The organism is Sphingomonas sp. 7/4-4 (genome assembly GCF_027941955.1).
Classification (GTDB): Bacteria; Pseudomonadota; Alphaproteobacteria; order Sphingomonadales; family Sphingomonadaceae; genus Sphingomonas.
In genome coordinates this window covers 1,520,085-1,540,273 of sequence record NZ_CP115960.1, presented here as the reverse complement: position 1 = coordinate 1,540,273, position 20,189 = coordinate 1,520,085, and the positions used below count along the sequence as shown (strand labels likewise).

The following is a 20,189-nucleotide window of genomic DNA, read 5'->3' as shown; positions in this document are numbered from 1 at the left end:
TAGGAGACGGAAATGGCGACCAGCTACGATATCGTCGTCAGCGGTACCAAGGCACAGTCCGTTGCGATCCCTCCGGTCAACGGCGCGGACGGTGAGCCGCTTGGCCCGGCGGGCAACGGTGCCGACGGCGTCGCCGGCACCGGATGGAACTCGAAACATTGCGAAGTCCAGGCGACGCCGGGACAGCCGGGCAATTTCGGTCTCGACGCTCCGTCTGCGCAAGGTGGCAATAACGGGACGAACGCCTTCACCGTCACCATCACCTGCAACAGCTATTCGGGCGATCCACTCAATATCGCCAATCTGGGCGGCGACGGATCGGACGGCAATGACGGCGGCACCGGAGGCAAGGGCAGCGATGGCGGCAAGTCCGGAGCCCAGCCCGCGGCGTGCAAGCAGTTCGTCACCGGCGGCACGGGCGGCCGATCGGGCAATGGCGGCGCCGCAGGCACGGGCGGCGATGCCGGGAGCGCCGCCGACATTACGGTCACCTATGGTCCCGGGATCTCGGGCGTGCCCGCCGGCGCAACCAGCAGCAGCGGCGTGCCGGGCAAGGCGGGTACTGCGGGCCTCACGGGAACGCCGGGCAAGGGCGGCCTGAACAGCGATGGGACTGCCGCCGATCCGGGCGGGACCGGCGGTCCCGGTGCCCCCGGTGCCGCGGGTACGCTGAGCTATGCCGGATCATTCAACGCGACGGCGGGCACCCATGTGCCTGCGACCTATCTGCAGATCGCCATCGTATCGCATTCCAACACCAGCAACAGCTAACCATGCCTCGGGCGGCAATCGGCGGTCTGGGCGTCCGTGCACCGAGCCTGCTGGAAATCGCCGATCGGCGTGCGGCGGACGATCCCGGCGGCATCTATCTTCGCTTCCTCGCCGATGGCGAGGCGGAGAGCTGCCGGCTCAGCTTCGGGGCCTTGGCCGGGCGGGCGCGTAGCGTCGCGGCGTGGCTGCGCAAGATCTCGCTGCCTGGAGATCGCGCGCTGCTCGCCTATCCGGCGGGGCCGGACTTCGCGATAGCGTTCCTCGCCTGCCTCTATGCCGGGGTGATCGCGGTGCCGGTCGATCTGCCGCGACGGCGCGATGCGGCGGCGCTGGCGAGGATATTCGACAATAGCGGCGCGGTGCTGCTGCTTGCGCACGGCACGTTGCGGGACCGGCTTCCGGATCTCGGCCCCGGCTGGCTGTTTACCGACGCGCTGGAGGGCGAACCGGCCGGAAGCGAGGCGTTCGCGCACCCGGAGCCCGATGCCATCGCTTACATTCAATACACCTCGGGATCGACCCGGGCACCGCGCGGCGCGGCAATCAGCCATCGCGCACTTGCCGAACAGCTCGATTTCTACCGCCGCCGCGCCGGGGACGGTGCGGAGGCGCTGACCTTCGTTGGCTGGTTGCCGCACACGCATGATTTCGGGCTGGTCGGCTTCCTGCTGAGCGCGCTGTACATGGGGCGGCCCTACGTGTGGATGCCGGCAAGCGCCTTCTTGCGCCGGCCGATGCGCTGGATCGAGGCGATCTCGCGCTATCGGGGCAGCTACTGCGGCGCGCCCGCCTTCGCCTATGATCTCTGTGCGGCAGCGGCAGCGGCGTCGGAGACGAGAAACGAGGCGCTCGATCTGAGCTGCTGGCAGATCGCGTCGCTCGGCGGCGATTATGTCACGCCGGCAACGCTCGCCCGGTTCGAAGCGGCGTTCGCGCCGGCCGACTTTCGCAGCGAGGCATGGCTGCCGGCCTATGGCCTGGCGGAGTCGGTGCTGTGCGCGACCGGGCGCAACGGCGCGGCGGTGACCGGCTTTGACGCGGCGGCGTTGCGCGAAGGGCGCGCGTTGCCTGCCGGTGATGGCGACGGCGTCGCGCTGGTCAGCAGCGGCACGCCGTTGGCGGGGCAGCGGGTTCGCATCGTCGATCCCGATGCGGATATCCCCGTCATGGATGGCGCGGTTGGCGAGATCTGGCTGGCCGGGGCGAGCCTGGCCGATGGCTATTGGAACGATCCGGCGGCGACGGCAGCACAGTTCGGCGCGCGGATCGCCGGCGAAGCCGACGACGCCTATCTGCGTACCGGCGATTGCGGCTTCATGTACGGCGGCGAATTGTTCGTCACCGGGAGGCTCAAGGACATGATCGTCGTCCATGGCCGCAACCATGCTCCGGACGATATCGAGCAGACGATCCAGGATGCCGATTTGGCGCTGCGGCGCGGTACGGGCGCGGTGTTTCAGACCGGTGCCGAGGATGGCGCACGGCTGGTCGCGGTGCAGGAGGCGCCGCGCGAGGTCGATGCCGCGGCGCTGTTCGCGGCGATCAACCAGGCGGTGACTGCGCGCCACGGCATCGCGCTCGACGCGATCCGGCTGTTGCGCGTAGGCAGCCTGCCGCGCACTCGCACCGGCAAGATCGCGCGCGGCGCGGTGCGGACCGGCGCGGCCGCGGCGACGCTGCACGAGCATGCCGTTTGGACACGGGCGGCTTGGTCCGGCACGACGCAGGTCGGGGCGGAACTGATCGCCCAATTGCGGGCGATCCTGCCGGGACAGGCGGTTGCCGCCGACGACAATCTTCTTGCGCTCGGACTTGAATCGCTTGGCGTGCAGCAGTTGATCGGCTGGTTGGGCCGCCGCTACGGCGTCGAACCGCCGCTCGATGCGATATTCGAGATGCCGACTGTAGCGGGGATCGCTCGGCTCGTCGGCGAAGTCCCACTGCGCGATGTGGCGGCGCCGGCACCCGCGCCGGGCGATGCGACGCTTGCGGCGGTGCTCGAGGAATTGCGCCGTCTCAACCTGCTTGTCGCCGAACAGGGGCGGCTGCTCGCGTCGCTGGTAGGCCAGACATCGCTGCTGCCTCAGCCGGAACCCGGCGAACCAGCGCGCGACCGCTTCGCGCTGACCGAAATGCAGCAGGAAATCCGCCTGCTCGGCGAACTGCGCCAGGATGCGGCGAGCGTGTTCCACGCCGTCATGGTGCTCGAGTTCACCACCGCGCCCGACGAGGCGATAGTGCGCAATACCTTGCAGCGGCTGGGCCGGCGCCATGAAGCGCTGCGCACCGTGTTCGAGGACGGCGAACAGCGAGTGCTGGCGGATAGCGAACCGATAGTTGAACGCGTCGTGCTGACCGAACCGCCGGATGCCTGGCTGCGTGACGAAAGGCGGCGCGCCTTTGCCCCCGATGCGCCGCCCTGGCGCGCGACGATCGTCGCGGCGCCCGTCAGCCAGTTGCTGGTGGTGACGGCGCATCATCTCGCGCTCGACGGCGCATCGTTCGCGGTGCTTGCGCGCGAATTTGCGGCGCTCCATGCCGATCCTGCGGCGGCCCTGCCCGAGCCGGTGCAATTCCGCGATACCCGTGCGGCGCGTCAGCGCGAAGCCGCACGCCGCGACGATGCCGAATGGTGGCAGGGGATGCTGGGCCGCGACCTGCCCGATTGGCAGCCGCCGCGGCTGCTCCCGGCGATGCACCGCGTCCGCTACGATAGCATGCGCGTGCCGGTCGCGATCGATGCGCCGATGCGCGCGGCGCTGGTCGCCCGAGGTGCGGCGCGCGGCGCGACGCTGTTCCAGACCCTGTTCGTTGCCTATGCGGTGCTGCTGCACCGGGTATCGCGGCAGGAGCGGGTGCTGATCGGCGTAGATGCCGCCAATCGCGGCGAGGCCGATTCGGCGCTGCTCGGCTGCTGCAACCTGCTGGTCCCGGTGGTCGCCGATTTCGGCATGCCCGGCGCGGTTGGCCAATTGCCGGCGCGCCTGCTGCAGTCGCTCGCCCGGCGCGAATACACGCTGTCGATGTGGGCGCGCGACCAGCGGATCGCAGTCGATCCGGCACGGCCGTTCAAGATCATCGCGACGATCAACTATCAGCGCCTGGCCGCACATGCCGGAGGGCTCATCCCGCGCTTCGACCTGGAAGCGATGGCGACCGACGCTAACCCGTTCGGGCTGACTCTCGATATCCGCGACACCGGTGACGCGCTGCGCGTCGACCTGATCCACAATCCGAAGTTCCTGAGCGGTGCTGACGCGGCGCGCTTCGCCCGCTATTTCCGCCGGTTGCTCGACGTGCTGGCGGAAGAGGCGTCGCCCGATCTGCTCGCGCTGCCGCTGCATGACGCGGAGGAGGCTGCGCAACTCGCGCGCTGGGGCGGGGTAGGGCAGGCAGCACCCGCTTATGTGCCGCTCCTCGACCGTTTCGCCGCACAGCGCGCTGCCACGCCAGCCGCCCCGGCGATAACTTGCGCCGATGCGGCACTCACTTACGCCGCGCTCGACGCGCTGTCGGACCGACTTGCCGGCTCGATCGCCGCGCGGGTGGTGTCCGGCGCATCGGTCGCGCTGCTCGCAACCCGCGGGTGCGATGCGCTGGCGGCGATGCTGGCGGTGTGGAAGGCGGGCTGCGTCTATGTCCCGCTCGATCCCAAGGGGCCCGACGCCCGGCTGGCGCGGCTGTGCGCGCAGGCGGAGGTGGCGCTGCTGCTTCATGACGGCGCGCATGCCGTACCCGATCCGGCACTGCCGGCGCTGCGAATCGACCAGCCGTGCGACGCACCGCTGCCGCCACGCCCGGGGCCCGACGGGTCGGCGCCGGCCTATCTGTTGTTCACCTCCGGATCGACCGGGGAGGCCAAGGCGGCCCTGGTTTCTCATGGCGGCATGGCCAACCATCTTCAGGCCAAGATCGATGTGCTGGGGCTCGGCAATGGGGACTGCATCGCGCAGACCGCGGGGCACGGCTTCGACATCTCGCTCTGGCAATATCTCGCGCCACTCGCGGTGGGCGGATCGGTACGCGTGCTCGACGATGCGACGACGCAAGATCCGAAGGCGCTGTTCGTCGAGGCCGATCGCGCGGGCGTAACCGTGCTAGAGCTCGTCCCCTCCATGCTGCGTGCCGGGCTCGAGCAACTGATCCGGCAGGGCGGGCGGGTGCCCTTTGCCCGGCTCCGCTGGCTGATCTCGACCGGCGAGGCGCTGGCGGCGGACCTGTGCCGGCGCTGGATCGCGCTCTATCCACGCGTGCCTGTGGTCAACGCCTATGGGCCAACCGAATGTTCCGACGATGTGACCCACCATATCGCCGAATGGGCGCCGCCGCCCGATGCCCCTGGGCTCCGATCGGCCGACCGATCCGTGGCGCGGTGCTGCATGTCGTCGATGCGTGCGGCAATCCGGTGCCGCCGGGGACGCCGGGCGAGCTGCTGGTCGGCGGCGCGTGCGTCGGGCTGGGCTATCGCGGCGATCCGGTGCGCAGCGCGGCGGCATTCGTCCCTGACCGCTTTTCCGGCGCTGTCGGTGCGACGCTCTATCGCACGGGCGATCTGGTTCGGTACCGCGCCGACGGCGCGCTCGACTATCTCGGCCGGATCGACCAGCAGCTGAAGATCGGTGGCGTCCGGATCGAGCCGGGTGAGATCGAGGCGGCGCTGCTCCAGGATCCGGCGCTGCTCCATGCACATGTCACCACCCGCGCGCGTGCCGACGGCACGCCGGCGCTGGTCGGCTATGTCGTGATGCGGCCGGGCAAGTCGGTCGATGCCGGCACGCTGAAGGCGGTGGCGCGCAACGTGCTGCCGCCCGTATTGGTGCCGAACGCCTTCGTCTTCCTCGACGCGCTGCCGCTCACTGCCAACGGCAAGATCGACACCGCCGCGCTGCCCGAACCCGATCTCCGCCCGCGTCCGCGCATTCCCGTGCCACCGACGACTCCGGTCGAAAGTGCCTTGGTGCGGATCTGGTCGGAAGCGATCGGGCAGAGCGGCTTCGGCGTGCAGGACGATTTCTTCGATCTCGGCGGCCGGTCGCTCGATGCCAGTTGCATCGCGCGTCGGATCGAAGATGAATTCAACATTAGATTTCCGATGGTGGAAATATTCCGCGCACCAACGGTGCGGGATATTGCTAGATTTGTAGAAACAAGAATATAAGGATACTACAATAGATAGAACGAATCGGTAGCAATGCAGTAATATAGTTAAGAAATTCTCCATGTATCTGGCGTGGTTGGGAGGTGTTTCTGTGTTTATGCCGTTTATTGGTAAGATTGGTCTTTGTCAGGGCTCCGGCGTAATACAGCTTGATACGAGCGGAACGCTGATCTACGGCCCCGTGCCTAGCGACGGCAGCGACCATTTCAACCTGTACGGCACCAACGACGCCTTCATCCTTCAAGGCGCGAACGGCAATTATGTCGTCGCGGCGGGCGCCGGCTATGCGGCGACTGCGGCGGCAGGCGCGGCGATGAACCAGTTCGCGCTAGGCGGCAGCGGTGCTTCGACGACGATCACCGATCTCGGCACCGGCGGCACCGGCACCCATTTGCTTTGGAGCGTTACCGGCACCGCGCTCAGCGGGATCGCCGTGCCGACCACGCCGCCGGCCAGTTCGCTGTTCACCAGCACGCAGATCACCCCGGAATCGCCACGATCCTGCAAAGCGGGTTCGGCACTGCCAATCCCGATCTGACCTGGGTCAATTTGTCGGGCACCGATTTCAGCAAGGCGATGGCGATCCTGGATTTCACCGCATCGACGCTGACCCATGCCGATTTGTCGAACTGCAAGTTCAGCGGCGGCGTGGCGTTCGACGGGACCAGCGCCGCCAATGCCAGCTTCGCCGGCGCGACGCTGAAGAATTGCTCGATGGGCCACGGCGATTTCACCGGCGCGAACTTCACCGGCGCGCAGATGGCCGGCGTCTCGCTCGATTACAGCGACTTCACCAACGCGGTGATGAACCAGGCGATGCTGACCAAGGCCGGCAACATCGCCTATGCCAAGTTCATCGGCACCAAGCTGCAGGGCGCCGATTTCAGCGGCAACCAGAATATCTACAACACCGACTTCACCGGCGCGGACCTGACCGGGGCGGTGTTCACCGGATCGTCGGTAACCGGCACGATGACGATCAAGGGCGCCGACCTGACCGGCGCAGCGCTGAACAATGTCAGCGCGACCAAGGTCACCATCTACCCGAAGATGATCGTGTTCGACAGCAAGACCAACTTCACCCGGACCCAGCTCCAGTACATCGATTTCAGCGGCTATGATTTCAGCGCGATGGTGCTCACCCAGGCCGATCTGACCGGGTGCAAGCTGATCGGCGCGACCTTCATCAATACCGAGCTGTCCTACGCCACGCTCGACAATACCAAGCTAACCGGCACGGTGCAGCTGAACGGCGCCAATCTCTCCAACGCGTCGATGATGGGCGCCGACCTCACCAACGCCCAGCTCGGTGCGTTGAGCGACCTGTTCAGCGTCGGATCGGCGACCAGCAACTACACCCCGTTCCTGACCGCGTTGCAGAACGGCGACGCCGCCGGGGTGCAGACGGTGTTCGCCGCGAACGGCTATCCGATCACCGGCGTCACGATCGTCCCCTCGCGCTATTCATCGACGGTGTGGACGGTCGAGGCGACCGGGCCGACGCCGGCCAACTATACCGTGATCCAGGAAACCGTGGGCGGGGTGCTCGCGCTCGACGTCTATATCCCGACCACGCCGGCGGTGCTTTCGAACGCCTATATGGTCAACGTCAACCTGACCGGCGCGAACATGATGGGAGTCAATGCCGCCGGCGCCTCGATCTACGGCACCGGCGGTTCGAAGCCCAATCTCAATTCGGCGCTGTTGCAGGAAGCGCAGTTCGACAACGCCAATCTGGGCAATGCCGATTTCAGCAGCGCGAACCTGGCCGGGGTCAGCTTCGATTATGCGCTGCTCACCAATTCGGTGTTCCAGAACGTCACCCTGACCACCGCGGCGGGCGGGGCGCGGCCCTCCTTCGTCGGCGCCAATCTGCAGGGCGCCAATTTCGACGGGGCGACGGTGAGCAACACGGTGTTCACCAACGCCGCGCTCGGCGTCGCCAATCCCAATATCCAGCTGCCGACCCCGGCAGGGGTTTGGCTGTTCAGCCTGAACCAGCAGCAACAGACGCTGGTGGTGCCCGAACTGCAGGCCGCGGTGTACAACACCGGTACGCCCAAGCATCAGTTCACCTTGTCGCTGCAATCGCTGCAGCAGTTGCAGGTCCCGGGCCCGGTGGGGGCGGGGATCGTCAACGGCTTCAAGACCGCGGGGATCACGCTGACCGATGCCATCCTGACGATCACCAACGAGGAAATCTACTGGCAGCTGACCTCGGGGAGCACGCATTATGTGATCTTCCAGTCCTATGACACCGCGAACAGCCGCCCCGCGCTCGGCGTCGCGGCGGGGACCAGCTACACCCCGACCCCGCAATTCACCCTGCCGCTGTCGCTCGAGGGCGATCTCAAGAACGGGCCCGTCGATCAGGCGGTGATCGATGCCTTCGCTACTGCCGGCCACCCGATCCAGGCGGATCTCGCAGATCCTCGTCGCACAGCACCCGACCGACTGGCAGATCATCAACGGCGCGCCCGACTACCAGGTCTATTCGCTCTGGCTCGATCTCTCGGCGGGGACGACGACGATCACGGTGCGTCCCGCGATCCCGAACCTGCTCGCCGCCTTCTATACGGTGTCGATCGCGCTCAGCCCACGCGCGACGATCACGTCGATCGCGTCGGGCGGCTGGATGGTCAGCAACGATGCGGAGGACCCCTATAATCCGGTGGTCAACTACATCACCTTCAACCTGATCCCGAACGGCGTGACCGGCGCGCTCGATGCCTATGGCTCGATCATGCGGATCCAGCGCTATCAGACGCCGACGATCTCGCAATATTTCAACATCCCTGCCGCGATCACCAACATCAGCCAGGCGCAGATGTCGACGGCCGGCAATGTCTGCCCGAACGGCGATTTCGCGAGCAGCAACGTCACGAACGGTCTGCCCTTCAACCAGTGGCTGCGTGCGCGGGTCGCACCGCGGCCCCCGTTATGCGTACCCGATCCCAGCGGCATGTATTACTGCCCCCGCTGAGCATCGATCCCGCCCTTCACCGAAACGAACCGGAGCGCACGATGTCCCGCAAACTTGAAGCCCGCACCGTCCATTTCGATTTTTCGAGCTACAAGCACGAGCGCGAATTCACCCTGCTGGCCGGCGGCGGCCGCCGCGTCGTGCTGAACCGCTATGCCGATCACGGTTCGAAGCTGGACGAGCATATTTCTCGCAATCCCGCGCTGAAGCTGATGGCCGAACATGGCCAGCTCAACCTGACGCACTTCGCCGAGGAAGCGCAGTTCACCGCCACCAAGCCGTCGTTGCGCCGGGTGGTGTTTCCCTCGCTCGACGATCATCCGTTGGCGGAGATCGCGCTGGTCTTTCCGCATATTCCGCGCAGCCACCTGATCGCCGCGCATCGCCGCTTCTATCGCGGCGGCAAGCGCGCGCCGCAGCATTATGCGCTCGGCCATTACGGCGTGCATCCCGAGCTGTTCCGGGATCACGCGGCGGGGCTGAGCGAGGACGATCTGTTCGCGCTGACCGCCGGGGCGGAAGCGGTGCAGCCGCCGGGGGTCACCGCCCAGTCGATCGCGCTCAACCATCCCGAGCTCGGCAGCGTCAATCCTGGCGTGATGAGCTACGTCAAGGACACTTACCTCAATCCGATGACCAGCCAGGACATGTCGGATTTCGTCCAGTATATTCAGTCGACCCAGCCGGGCGAGGGCGGGTTCTGCTGGTACAACAAGTCGTGGGTGCAATGGTCACAGAATGACGACGGCAGCGGCCCAATGGTTCCGGCCGAGGTCAATACCAATCTGGTCTATCAGGGTGGCGAGAAGAAGACCGACTGGCCGGTGCCGCCGGGCCAGACCTATCAGGGCATGCCGGCCTATAACCTGACCGATCAATATGATCCGCCGGCGGGCAATCCGGCGAACGAAAGTGTGATCGCGGCGGCGAGCCCGGTGGTGCAATCGACGCTGCTCGCGACGAAGAACGTGCCCGAACTGAACGGGCTGCTATGGAGTTCCCAGAACGGCGTCACGCAGACGACGCCCTCGGGCACCATCTCAGCTCCGACGCCGAGCCCGACGCCCACGCCCTCCGCGACGCCCAGCCTTGCTACGGCGGCCAAGCCCAACCTGCCCGCCGGGGCGCTCGTTACCAATGTCGGCACCGACGCGCAGGGCTTCGCGGTCAAGAACCTGACCTCGAGCTACGGCCTCTATCTCTACGATCTGAGCTTCGACACCACTGCCAAGACGGTGACGCTGCCGGTCAAGAACTGGCCCTCGCGTTATCTGGGCGCCTATGTCCAGTTCCAGGAGCAGGACGGCACGCCGATCAAGCGGAGCGACATCCCGAACTGGACCGACAATTGCCCGTTCGATTTCGTGCGCTCCTTCGTCGAGCCTTCGGACAGCAAGAATTATCTGACCTGGCTGTCGTCGGGCAACGCCGTCTTCGGCGTCCCGGTGCCGCCGCTGACCCAGACCACCGATCTCAGCTTCCCATGGCCGGATGCCGCGTCGAAGGCGGTCGTCATGCTGGGCGGCCTCGGCTGCGCAGCGGGATTCCGCGATTGGGATGGGGATGTCGATGTCGTCGGCGTCCTCGGCACCGCGATTGTCAACTACGGCGTAGGCACGATCACGCTTCTCGCCGACGTCTATATCGTCAACCCGTTCATCGAAGCGCTGGAGGGCGACAACGCGATCGCCTTCTACGCAGTGGCCGGCGTGATCGGTGCGAGCGCGCTGGTCGTCGGCGTGGCGGAGAAGGACAATAGCTGGGGCAAAATGATCCTCTCGACGCTGGCCGGCATCGCCGCGGGCGTCGTGTTCGGGCAGGGCGCCTCGCGCCTGATCAAGGCCGGCGCGATCGCCTATGCCAAGACGATCGCCGAAGCGGCCGGGGAAACCGTCGGCGAGATCACTGCCGAGGAAGCGCTGGAAGAAGTGCCGGTCGCCGGCTGGGCGCTGCGCGTCGTCAGCATCGCGTCGGATATCGCTGCGCTGGCGGCGACGACGGTCGAATGCCTCGTCTCGCCTGCGACCTATCAGATCGAGATCCTGCGCTCGATGGACCTGACCGTCACGGTCAAGCCCGATCCGACCCATGGCAAGCCGGACTTCAATCCGGTCTGGCCGACGGTGAGCGACCATTATGTGATCCAGGTCAAATATCCGAGCGGCAACAACCAGGACGGCGGCACGACCTACACGCTCGCCGGGCCGATGCCGGGTCAACACGACGCGCCGATCGTCGTCACGTTCAAGGGCATCCCCGCGGGCGGCAAGATCGAGGTGGTCGCCAACATCTATTCGTCGACCGACTGGCTGGCCGGCACCTGGAACAGCGGCTGGATCGATGCGGTGCCCGACAGCAACGACCAACTCACGGCGGGCGGCGCTATCGTCGAGATGCTGGTGCCGCTGACCGCGACCACCACCTACAGCCAGAAGCAGACGATCGCCTATTCGACCGCCAGCAACCATTATTGGGAAGTCTCGCAATTCTCGATCGATGCCGCGCTCGTCGTCGATCTCGACAAGGGCGGCACGCCCGACGCGGCGGTGCAGGCGGCGTTTGCCGACAACGGCAACCCGCTGTCGTCGGCTGCGACGATCGCGGTGGTTTCGAACATGAGCGAATGGACAGTCACCGATCCGACCAGCAGCACGGTGTTCGACGTTAATGCCCGGCAGATCTTCATCGGCACGGTATTCACCCTCTCGCCGCTGTCGCAATATCAGGGCGAGCTGAACAATGGAGGTGCTGTGCCGAGCGACGTCGCGACGGCGTTCGACAATGCGCAATATCCGCTGCCCACCGGGGCACAGGTCACCGCGGTGACCGCGAACAGCAAATGGACGATCGCGTTGCCCGGGCAGCTGCCGCTGTACGAGCTTGATGCCGATGGGACGAACATCGATGTCAAGCAGACGGGGTATGAGCTGACCGTGCAGAACACCGCGCAGCCCGCGCCGCCGCTGCCGCAGCAATATCCGCTGTCGACCGCGCCGACCGGCCATGCGCTCGGCGCGTTGCAGAACATCATCATCAACAACCAGCAGTTCGAGCTCGGCTACGCCTATCTCGCGTCGGGCCAGAACATGCCGATCGACAACCAGTCCGGGACCAGCCAGCTGCCGATGTACGCGATGCAGAGCATCTCGACGCTCGGCCAGCCGCAGGAACAGATCATCCAGCCGACCAAGGGTTTCAGCCTGCCGACCTTCCTCGCCTACGACCAGTTCGGGCTGACCCCGTTGTTCGCGCTGCCCTGGTCGATCGAGCCCGAGCTGCAGAATGGCCCGGTGCCCGCCGATCTCGTCAAGCAGTTCGCCGCGTTCGGCTACCCGCTGCCCGGAGGTACGACCATTGCGGTGGTCACCGCCGACAAGGACTGGCTGATCGAGGCGCCCGGCGACACCGATCCGCTCTTCGAACTGCGTGCAATCACCGCGCAGGTGAACGGCAAGCCGGTGCAGCAGGTGGGCGTGTTCGACTACCCCGTCCCGGGCATCGACAATTTCTTCCTCGAGCCGCAGCCCGCGATCACCGGCCAGCCGCTCAGCTTCAATCTGCGCGGGGTCAAGCTCGATACGCCGCCGGGCGAATACACGTTCGACTATTCGTCGGCGGGCGACACCGATGTCTGGGGCGTGTTCCAGAACGCCACGCCGTTCCAGGAAATGGCGGTGCATCCCAATGGCTATGTCGTCGGGCTCGACAACACCAACGCCAAGATGTTCGTGCTGAAGCTGCCGGCCAACGCCATGTCGCCCGACACCGCGCCGCTGGCGATGCCGCTGGCCGGCAAGGGCGGGCGCGAAGGGCTGCTCGACAGTCCGCAGGCGATGACGGTCACCGCCGACGGGCGTATCCTCGTGCTCGAAACCGGCACGCTCTACATTGATCAGCCGCGCATCCAGGCGTTCGACGTCAAGGGCAATCCGGTACCGTCCTTCGCGGTTGGCCAGCCATCGTTCCAGATCCCGAACGGCGGGACGTTCATCACCCAGCTCGATGCGCTGCAGGTGTCGCTCCAGCTGCTCGAACTGTTCCAGCAGAACATCACCCCGGCGCTCGCGCCCAAGGCGATCCTCGACAATTCGCTGCAAAGCGTCGCGGCCGATCTCGACAATGGTCAGGTCGACAGCACGCTGCTCGCCACGTTCCAGCAATATGGGCTGGTGGGACAGGATGCGACGACCGGGCAGTTCACCGTCACCACCACGACGGCGGGATCCTTGTGGTTCGTCACCGACACCCAGTCGAGCGCAGTCTATGACGTGCGGCTGGTGACCGATCCGATCACCGGCTTCGACCTGATCGACATCTACATGCAGTTCGGCCTGTCGGTGACGATCAAATCGAGCGGGGTCGAGTGGAAGATCGCGGATTCGGTCAATGCGATGACGTTCGAGGTGACCAAGGCGGCCACGAGCGACACGCTGACCGTGCAGCAGCTCTGCTCGTACATGCCGCTGCGTACCCAGAGCGTCACCGGCACGCTCAGCTATCTCGACATCGCGACCGAAACCAAGGGCTATGTCTATGTGCTCGGCGTCGTCGACAACAACTACAACTCGAGCCACGACCCCAAGGACCTGGCGTTCCAGCTCGACGTCTACAATCCGGACGGCACGCCGCTGCTCGATGAGCCGCAGAACGGCATCAACGCCGGCAAGATCACGGTCGATCAGTATCGCAACCTGTTCTCGCTGAACTTCAACGTCGTGATCGGCCCGAATTCCCGCACCGAACCCGGCGTAAGCGAATGGATCCCGTCGACGCCGACGCCGGCATCCTGAACCGCGAAACGGGAACGCGAAAGGACAGGGGAAGCCATGCCGATGCCACCGGGCCTGCTGACGCAGAAGCTGGCGGAGAGCTTCCCCAGTTCATCCTGTGCGATGCCGCGCTCCAGCAGGACTTGCTCCCGCTGATCAGCGCGCCGACCAATCCGGAGGCGATGGAGTTCGTCCAGTGGCTGCAGAGCAATCCCGATCCCGCGATCGCGGCCGGTAATGTGCTCAGCCCGCCGGGCACCCCGTCGACCAGCGCGGTGCCACTCGATCCCGGTCTGGTGCAGGCGCTGGTGCCGGTCCTGTCCTACGCCGCGGACTCGATCGTCGACGACGCCGATTTCGAAGGTGTCGCCTGGACCGTGCAGCACGGCGTGGCGCCTAGTAAGCAACAGACCCAGCCGACGACCGGCGGCTGGACGCTGACCAGCCAGGGCCCGATCGGCGGTCTGGTCTTTTCGAGCGTCGTCTATGCCGATGGCGGGACGCCCGGCTTCACCTTGACCCTCGTCAACGATCAGCCGCGTCACCTGAGCGTCTATGCCCGGTTCCTGAAGGCGGGCATGCCGGTGGCGCCGGTTGACTGGACGTCGCGCCTGCCGGCCGGCGTGCCGGCGGGGTTCGAGACGGCGACCGAGAAATATCTCGGCATGCTGCTACCCGGCGCGAAGGTCGGCGCCATCGCCGTGGCGGGTGGCGCGCAGCAGATCGGCGTGCCGCTGCCCGCCAATGCGGACAGTATCGAGCTGCTGTTCGGCGGGCTGAACGACGCCGGCTACAGTCCGATCCCGGATGCGGTGGGAGTCATGCTGACCTTCCTGCTCGACATGGCGGTGCCGTGGATCGTCCAGGGCAGCGGCGCGCCGCCGGCCGACTTGGCAAAGTGGTTCGATGGCGTTCTCGCCGATAACGGTATCGCGGCGGCGGCGATGGCCAGCGGGGCGTTCCTGCTCCAGGTCGGCAGCCGCGATGCGATGTTCGCCGCGCTCTCCGCCAATCTCTGCACCGCGCTGCTGGGCACGCCGCTTGCCGGCCTGCGCAAGTCGATCGCGAAGAAACTGGGTAGCCCGCCGGGCGTGAGCTATGGCTGGGTCGATCAGTTCGCGCCGGGCGCGGGCTGGGCGGCACAGCTGGTCCAGGCGTTCACCGCCGGCGGCCTCAGCCCGCAATATTGGCCGGGCGCGACTCCGCCGATCGCGCTGACGCTGTCCCCGGCGACGCTGGTCGCGCTCGATCTCAGCCTGTTGCCCGATCCGGTCAGCGGGATATGGCCCTATGCTGCTTCCGCCTGTTCGGTCGAGATCGCCTATGGCGGCGGCGATCTCGCAGGCGTTGCAGGCCGCGATACCCGCGCCGCAATCGAGCGCGCCGGTGGCACTCGGCTTCGGCGGCATCGCCGGCGGCGGCCCGATCGCGATCGCCGCGAGCGTCACCGACGCGAACGGCGCCGTCGTCGCCAGCGGCAGTGCCAGCATCACGCCTCCGGGCGGCACGCCCGCGGTCAGCGCGCAGCTTGCCGTGACCCAAGTTGCGGCGACGGTGACCGCGGCGACCCGCTACCGGCTCGCCGCCCGGCTTTCGGTGAACGGGGGCAGCTATAGCTGGAACCCGCACGCTGTCGCTTCGACCGCGGTCGCGCTGCCGAACCCGGGCGGAGCGACGCCCGCGATCACTTCGCTCAACGCGCTGACGCTTCAGGACGATCTGCTGGCGCTGGGCTATGCCTGGGGCGCTTCGAACCAGAACATCCCCATCTGTGGCGGTACGGCGCCGCTGCAGAACGCTTACTTCGTCCAGAATATCGGGACGGCGGATCCGGCGGCGCAGTATCGCGTGCTCGGCTGCGGGCTCGTCGCCGCGCCGCTGCTCGCCTATGCCGCGACCGGACAGGCCGGCTATTATCTCGATACGCAGGGGAGCGGCGGCACCTATCTGCGGCCGGTGGATTTCGGTGCGGGGCCGTTCGTGCCCGGTACGCAGAGCGTCGCGCAATTTCCCGTGCAGGCGGGGCTGACCGATATCGGCGTCGATCCGCGCGGCGAGGTCGCGGCGATCGCGCGCGATTCCGCGGTGCTTGCGGCCGGCGCCGTCGCGGCCGTGCCCGTCGCCGATGTGCAGGCGCCGGCGGCACAGCCGCATGCCGGGCAGGGCACGCGCATCGGCCTGCTCGGCAATCCGGTCGCGGTGGCGGCGAGCCCGTCGGGCGCGTTCCTGGTCCTCGAACAGGCGAATGCCCGCGTGCAGGCGTTCGATGCGAGCGGCAATCCCGTCCCGCTCTTCGCCGGGCAGCCGAGCTTTGCGCTGCAGGCGGCGACCCAGCCGGTGTATCGCGACATCGCCGTGTCGGGCGACGGGCTGGTCTACGTCCTCGGCAGCCAGAATGGCGGAACCGCGCCTAGCGACTTTTCCTCGATATATACAATCCCGACGGCACCGCGCTCAGCCGGACGCCCGGCGTCAATGCGGCTAGGATCGCCGTCGCGGCGGACAACAGCCTGTTCACACTTGATTTCGATGCGCTGACGGGGCTGAGCGGTCGGATCGAACCCGTGGTCAGTCGATGGCTACCGCAATCCTGACCGCGCCGGTCCTGACAGACGACGACGGCGTCGGGGAGCATCAAGGCTTCCTCGATCCCGCGGAGGCGGCGCGCATCCATAGGCTCTGCCGCGATGCGCCGATCCCCAGTTCGTTGTTCTATCTTCCGGTCGACGCGCTCGATGCCGAGGCGATCGCTGAATATCTGCCGTTGCCGCTCGCTTCGTTCGTCACTGTCTATCTTCGCCGGCTGCTCGCCGTTGCACCGGCGGCGATGCGCGCGCGGGCGCATGGGTTTGAGTTGTGGACGACCCAAGCCGAACGCAATCCGGCGGCGCAGGTCTATCTCCATGTCGATTGCGACGAGCAGTTGCGCGTAGACCATGGCGTCGTCCGCACGCCGATGCTCGGGTCGGTGCTCTATCTCGGCCCCCACGGGATGCGCGGCGGGGAAACCCTGTTCCTTGCGTCACACCGCTTCGCGCCGTTCGCTTTCCACGAACGGGCGGCATTGGAGGCAGGCGGCGGGGCTCGCGTGGTCGTTGCCGAACCGGGAACGCTGGCGTTGTTCGCGGGGCATGTGGCGCATGGCCGGGCGCCGGTGATCGATCATCCCGACGGAGCGCCGCGCATCACCTTGCTCGCCAATCTGTGGGATGCGCCGATCGGGCGAGTGCCGCACGGCATCTGCGCGCTGTCGCCCGCGGATTTCCATCGCCGGCGCGAGGTTGCGTGATGTCAGGCCTGGAGCGTCGCGGTGGTGATCAGGAAGCCATCGGCATGACCGTAACGGCCTTCTATCCCCGGCACCGGTCCATCGACCGTGCGGAAGCGCTGGCGATCGAGGTCGATCGTCAGCGTCACCTCGCGAAAATCGATCAGCGCGGCACTGATGCCATATTGGCATTTGTACCATGCTTCCTTGGCACTGAAGATCAGCTTGCCGATCCGGCCGCGCGCGTCACCCATTTCTTCGAGCCTGCGGCGCTCGGCATCGGTGCAGATAACGCGCTCGAGGTCTCGGGCCAGGGGCAGATCTGGCTCGATATCGAGGCCGATCGCGCGGAGATGTGGCGCTGCCGTGACCGCGGCGGCGCAGATGCCGCCGGCATGGGCGATCGTGCCGCGGATATCCGCCGGCCAGCGGGGCGAGCGATCCGGATAGGGGACCAGCGGGCAGGGGCGATGCCAAGCTCGGCCAGCGCACGGCGGGCGCAGATCCGCGCGGTGCCGAATTCGGCCTGCCGCGTCGCGCCGACTTCTGCAATGTAGCGCTGCTCTTCGGCAAACAGGCCGTCCCCGGTGGCGACGGCACGTGCCGTCGCCACCGCAACGCCTGGGCCGAACAGCGCGCGGATCGCCGCGGGCTGCAGGGGCGATATGAGCTCGGGGCGTGGATCGGGGTGCGGCACCTGGTCGCCTTAGCAGCCATCGCGCGCGGGTGCATAGCATGACCGAACGCGCCGCTATCGATGCGCTGCTTGCCGAACGGCAATTGCTCTATCTCAGCCGTGGTGAGGTCGAGGCGTCGGGGGGCTCGAGTGGCGTGCGCTGATCGACCGGATCGCGCTTGCCTATCGAGCGCTAGCCGAGGGAGTGCGATCCTGCCCCGTTCGGACTATCTGCATTATCCCGATCGCCCCTCCTATGACCGGATGATCGCATTGCTTGGCTATCTCGGCGGTCCGTTCGGCCTGTCGGGGCTCAAGCAGATATGCAGCGGCACGGGCAATGCGGCGCTCGGCTTCCCGCGGGCGTCGGGTTTGCTGATCCTGAACGATCCTGCAACCAACCGCCCGTTTGCGGTGATGGATGCCGCTGCGATCAGCGCGGCGCGGACCGCCGCCGTCTCTGGCCTCGCGCTGCGGCTGCTGGCGCCGGATGCTGCCCGGTCGATCGCGGTGATCGGCTGCGGTGAGCTGGCGCACGCGCATCTCGCGATGCTGGCGGCGGTGTTCGGAGCGGACCGGTTCGGGCTGGTGGCATATGATCCGGATGCCGGACGGCTTGCGGCCTTGACTGCCGCCGCGCAGGCGCTCGGTATCGCCTGCATGCCGGCCGGGTCTGTCGAGGCCGCGGTGCGCGAAGGCGATATCGTCCTGCCGGCGACTACTGCCGAAGCGCCGCACATCCGCCGCGAGTGGCTGCGCGACAATGCTCTCTACTGCGCGGTCTCGCTTCTCGACGCCGAGCTCGACATCTATCGCGCCGCCCGGCTGATAATGGTCGACGATCTTCATCAATGCCTCGCCGAGGGCCGCCCGCTTGACCGGCTGCAACGCGCCGGCCAAATCGATCGCGCCCGCATCGTCGAGATAGGTGCATGGCTCGCATCGCCGGGTTATTTGACGGGGGACGCGGCGCCGGTCGTGTTCAACCCGATGGGCACGGTGATCACCGATCTCGCCGCCGGGCTGGCGGTATTCGAAGCTGCGGTTGGAGCGGACCTGGGCACGAGGCTGCCGCTGTGACCGCGCGATGATCCTGCGCAAAGCCTATGACACGCTTGGAATCGGCATCTTCGCCGATATCGCGCCGCTGCTCGGAGCGGGCGTGCACGCCTATCTCAAGATCGAGGGGTTCAATGCCGCCGGATCGATCAAGCTCAAGCCGGCACTGGCGATGGTCGAAGCGCTGGAGACGGCCGGCGCGCTTCTGCCCGGCGCGACCTTGATCGAGACATCCTCGGGTAATCTCGGCATCGCGCTGGCATTGATCGCGCGGTGCAAGGGGTATGGCTTCGTTTGCGTCACAGACGAGAAAATGACGTTGCACAATCGCGCGCTGGTACGGGCGCACGGCGGTGAACTTGTGGTCATGGCCCATTCCAGCCTGGACGATCGCTGCGGGCATATCGCGGCGCGGATGGCGACCGATCCGACGTTGGTCTGGACCCGGCAGTTCGTCAACCCCGTGAACCCGCGCGTGCATGCCGAGACGACCGCGAGCGAAATCCTGCGCGAATTTCCGCGCGTCGATCACCTGTTCGTCGGTGTCGGGACCGGTGGGACGCTCGCCGGGTGCGTGCGAGCTTTTGGCGAGCGTTCGCCCGCCACGAAAATCGTCGCGGTCGATGCTGCCGGATCGCACCATTTCGCTCCGCCGTTACGCCCCGTGTCGCGTCGCATTCCCGGAATCGGCGCGACGCGGCGATCGCCCTTTCTCGACGCTGCCGCACCGCACGACGCGGTGATTGTCGCGGAACGCGACGCGGTCCGTGCTTGCGCCGAAGTCCACGCGGCGACCGGGTGGCTGGTGGGCGGATCGACGGGCAGCGTGCTTGCTGCCGCACGTGCCATGATGTTGCAGTTCCGCGCTGGCGGAACGGTGGTGTGCATCGCCGCCGACATGGGCGAACGCTATCTCGATACGCTCTACGATACCGATTGGCGGGATGCGACGTTCGGCGCTGCGAAGCGCGAATCACCGGAAGGAGATCCGATTTTGGCGGGCAGGTGATCCGCAGCGAACGCCTAGATACTCACCGGGCACGTCTCGGCGCTGCTCTCGTGGCCAACGAACGGCGCGACCGCCTCGACAACCGCCTGGGCGTTGCCGGTCGCCTCGACGACAATATGATCCTCGTGCGTCAGCTTGGCGGCGAACGCGGCCAGATGATCGCGCGACATGTTCACGCGGCCCAATCTGGTCAGTCTGTCGCCGTCGATTATCACCGCCTCGGCAAACGTGCGGTGGACAAGAACCTGTTGCCCGAGGCGGCGATCCGCGGCAGCGAGGCCCTGTAGTGAGCCAGTGAACCGCGAGCAGGCGGCGGAGCTCGCATCGGCCGCAGCGGCATAGTGCGCTGTTCCCTGGTTTGCCGGTCAGGCTGATTCTGCCCTTCATGTTTCGAATGTCCGCTTTGGCGGTCAGGGCACCCGAAGCTGCCAGACCGTTAGCGGCCTACTTCCTGCCGTAAGGCTTCCGTAGGGGTCACCATCGTCAAGCGGAAAAC

Annotated in this window: 14 protein-coding genes and 1 pseudogene; 13 read left to right on the top strand and 2 right to left on the bottom strand. The window is 66.7% G+C overall.

Annotated elements, in window-relative coordinates; genetic code table 11:
- Positions 1-12: 12 nt before the first annotated feature.
- The 10 genes from PIB19_RS07750 (at position 13) to PIB19_RS07705 (ending at position 16,970) form a co-directional block, all read left to right on the top strand.
- Positions 13-771 (top strand): hypothetical protein, encoded by a 759-nt coding sequence (locus PIB19_RS07750; RefSeq protein ID WP_271240330.1) that lies wholly within the window; start codon positions 13-15, stop codon positions 769-771.
- Between the two features lie 2 nt (positions 772-773).
- On the top strand, positions 774-5,384 hold the full coding sequence (locus tag PIB19_RS07745) for an AMP-binding protein (protein ID WP_336297287.1): 4,611 nt from the start codon (positions 774-776) through the stop codon (positions 5,382-5,384).
- Positions 5,324-5,929: a phosphopantetheine-binding protein gene (locus tag PIB19_RS07740; RefSeq protein WP_336297324.1), complete on the top strand. Its 606-nt coding sequence runs from the start codon at positions 5,324-5,326 to the stop codon at positions 5,927-5,929. The genes PIB19_RS07745 and PIB19_RS07740 overlap by 61 nt, the downstream gene beginning before the upstream one ends.
- A gap of 181 nt (positions 5,930-6,110) precedes the next feature.
- A complete protein-coding gene (locus tag PIB19_RS07735) occupies positions 6,111-6,467 on the top strand; it encodes a hypothetical protein (RefSeq protein WP_271240328.1) in 357 nt (118 codons plus the stop codon).
- An 11-nt stretch (positions 6,468-6,478) separates the two neighbouring features.
- Positions 6,479-8,596, top strand: coding sequence for a pentapeptide repeat-containing protein (locus PIB19_RS07730; protein ID WP_271240327.1), 2,118 nt, complete (start codon positions 6,479-6,481; stop codon positions 8,594-8,596).
- A complete protein-coding gene (locus PIB19_RS07725) occupies positions 8,565-8,912 on the top strand; it encodes a hypothetical protein (protein WP_271240326.1) in 348 nt (115 codons plus the stop codon). The genes PIB19_RS07730 and PIB19_RS07725 overlap by 32 nt, the downstream gene beginning before the upstream one ends.
- Before the next feature lie 41 nt (positions 8,913-8,953).
- On the top strand, positions 8,954-13,702 hold the full coding sequence (locus PIB19_RS07720; RefSeq protein ID WP_271240325.1) for a hypothetical protein: 4,749 nt from the start codon (positions 8,954-8,956) through the stop codon (positions 13,700-13,702).
- Positions 13,669-15,297, top strand: coding sequence for a hypothetical protein (locus tag PIB19_RS07715; RefSeq protein ID WP_271240324.1), 1,629 nt, complete (start codon positions 13,669-13,671; stop codon positions 15,295-15,297). Before PIB19_RS07720 ends, PIB19_RS07715 begins: the two co-directional genes overlap by 34 nt.
- Positions 15,215-16,219: a hypothetical protein gene (locus tag PIB19_RS07710; protein ID WP_271240323.1), complete on the top strand. Its 1,005-nt coding sequence runs from the start codon at positions 15,215-15,217 to the stop codon at positions 16,217-16,219. Before PIB19_RS07715 ends, PIB19_RS07710 begins: the two co-directional genes overlap by 83 nt.
- Positions 16,220-16,256: 37 nt before the next feature.
- Positions 16,257-16,970, top strand: a complete 714-nt coding sequence (locus PIB19_RS07705) for a hypothetical protein (RefSeq protein ID WP_271240322.1) — start codon at positions 16,257-16,259, stop codon at positions 16,968-16,970.
- A gap of 2 nt (positions 16,971-16,972) precedes the next feature.
- Here the strand turns inward: PIB19_RS07705 and PIB19_RS07700 are convergent, their stop codons facing one another.
- Together PIB19_RS07700 and PIB19_RS23570 are read right to left on the bottom strand one after the other, a co-directional pair.
- Positions 16,973-17,239 carry a 4'-phosphopantetheinyl transferase family protein gene (locus PIB19_RS07700; RefSeq protein ID WP_271240941.1) on the bottom strand — a complete coding sequence of 89 codons (267 nt, stop codon included), beginning with the start codon at positions 17,237-17,239 and terminating at the stop codon, positions 16,973-16,975.
- 138 nt (positions 17,240-17,377) lie between these two features.
- Positions 17,378-17,562, bottom strand: a pseudogene (locus tag PIB19_RS23570) (hypothetical protein); the annotation flags it as partial.
- Positions 17,563-17,889: 327 nt separating this feature from the next.
- Here PIB19_RS23570 and PIB19_RS07690 point away from each other — a divergent pair.
- The 3 genes from PIB19_RS07690 to PIB19_RS07680 are packed head-to-tail and all read left to right on the top strand — an operon-like array spanning position 17,890 to position 19,980.
- Positions 17,890-18,705: a hypothetical protein gene (locus PIB19_RS07690; protein ID WP_271240321.1), complete on the top strand. Its 816-nt coding sequence runs from the start codon at positions 17,890-17,892 to the stop codon at positions 18,703-18,705.
- Between the two features lie 7 nt (positions 18,706-18,712).
- Complete coding sequence (locus tag PIB19_RS07685; RefSeq protein WP_271240320.1) at positions 18,713-19,693, top strand: pyridoxal-phosphate dependent enzyme; 981 nt, start codon at positions 18,713-18,715, stop codon at positions 19,691-19,693.
- The gene (locus tag PIB19_RS07680) at positions 19,690-19,980 is read left to right on the top strand and encodes a hypothetical protein (RefSeq protein ID WP_271240319.1); all 291 of its coding nucleotides are present in this window, start codon (positions 19,690-19,692) and stop codon (positions 19,978-19,980) included. The genes PIB19_RS07685 and PIB19_RS07680 overlap by 4 nt, the downstream gene beginning before the upstream one ends.
- Positions 19,981-20,189 lie beyond the last annotated feature (209 nt).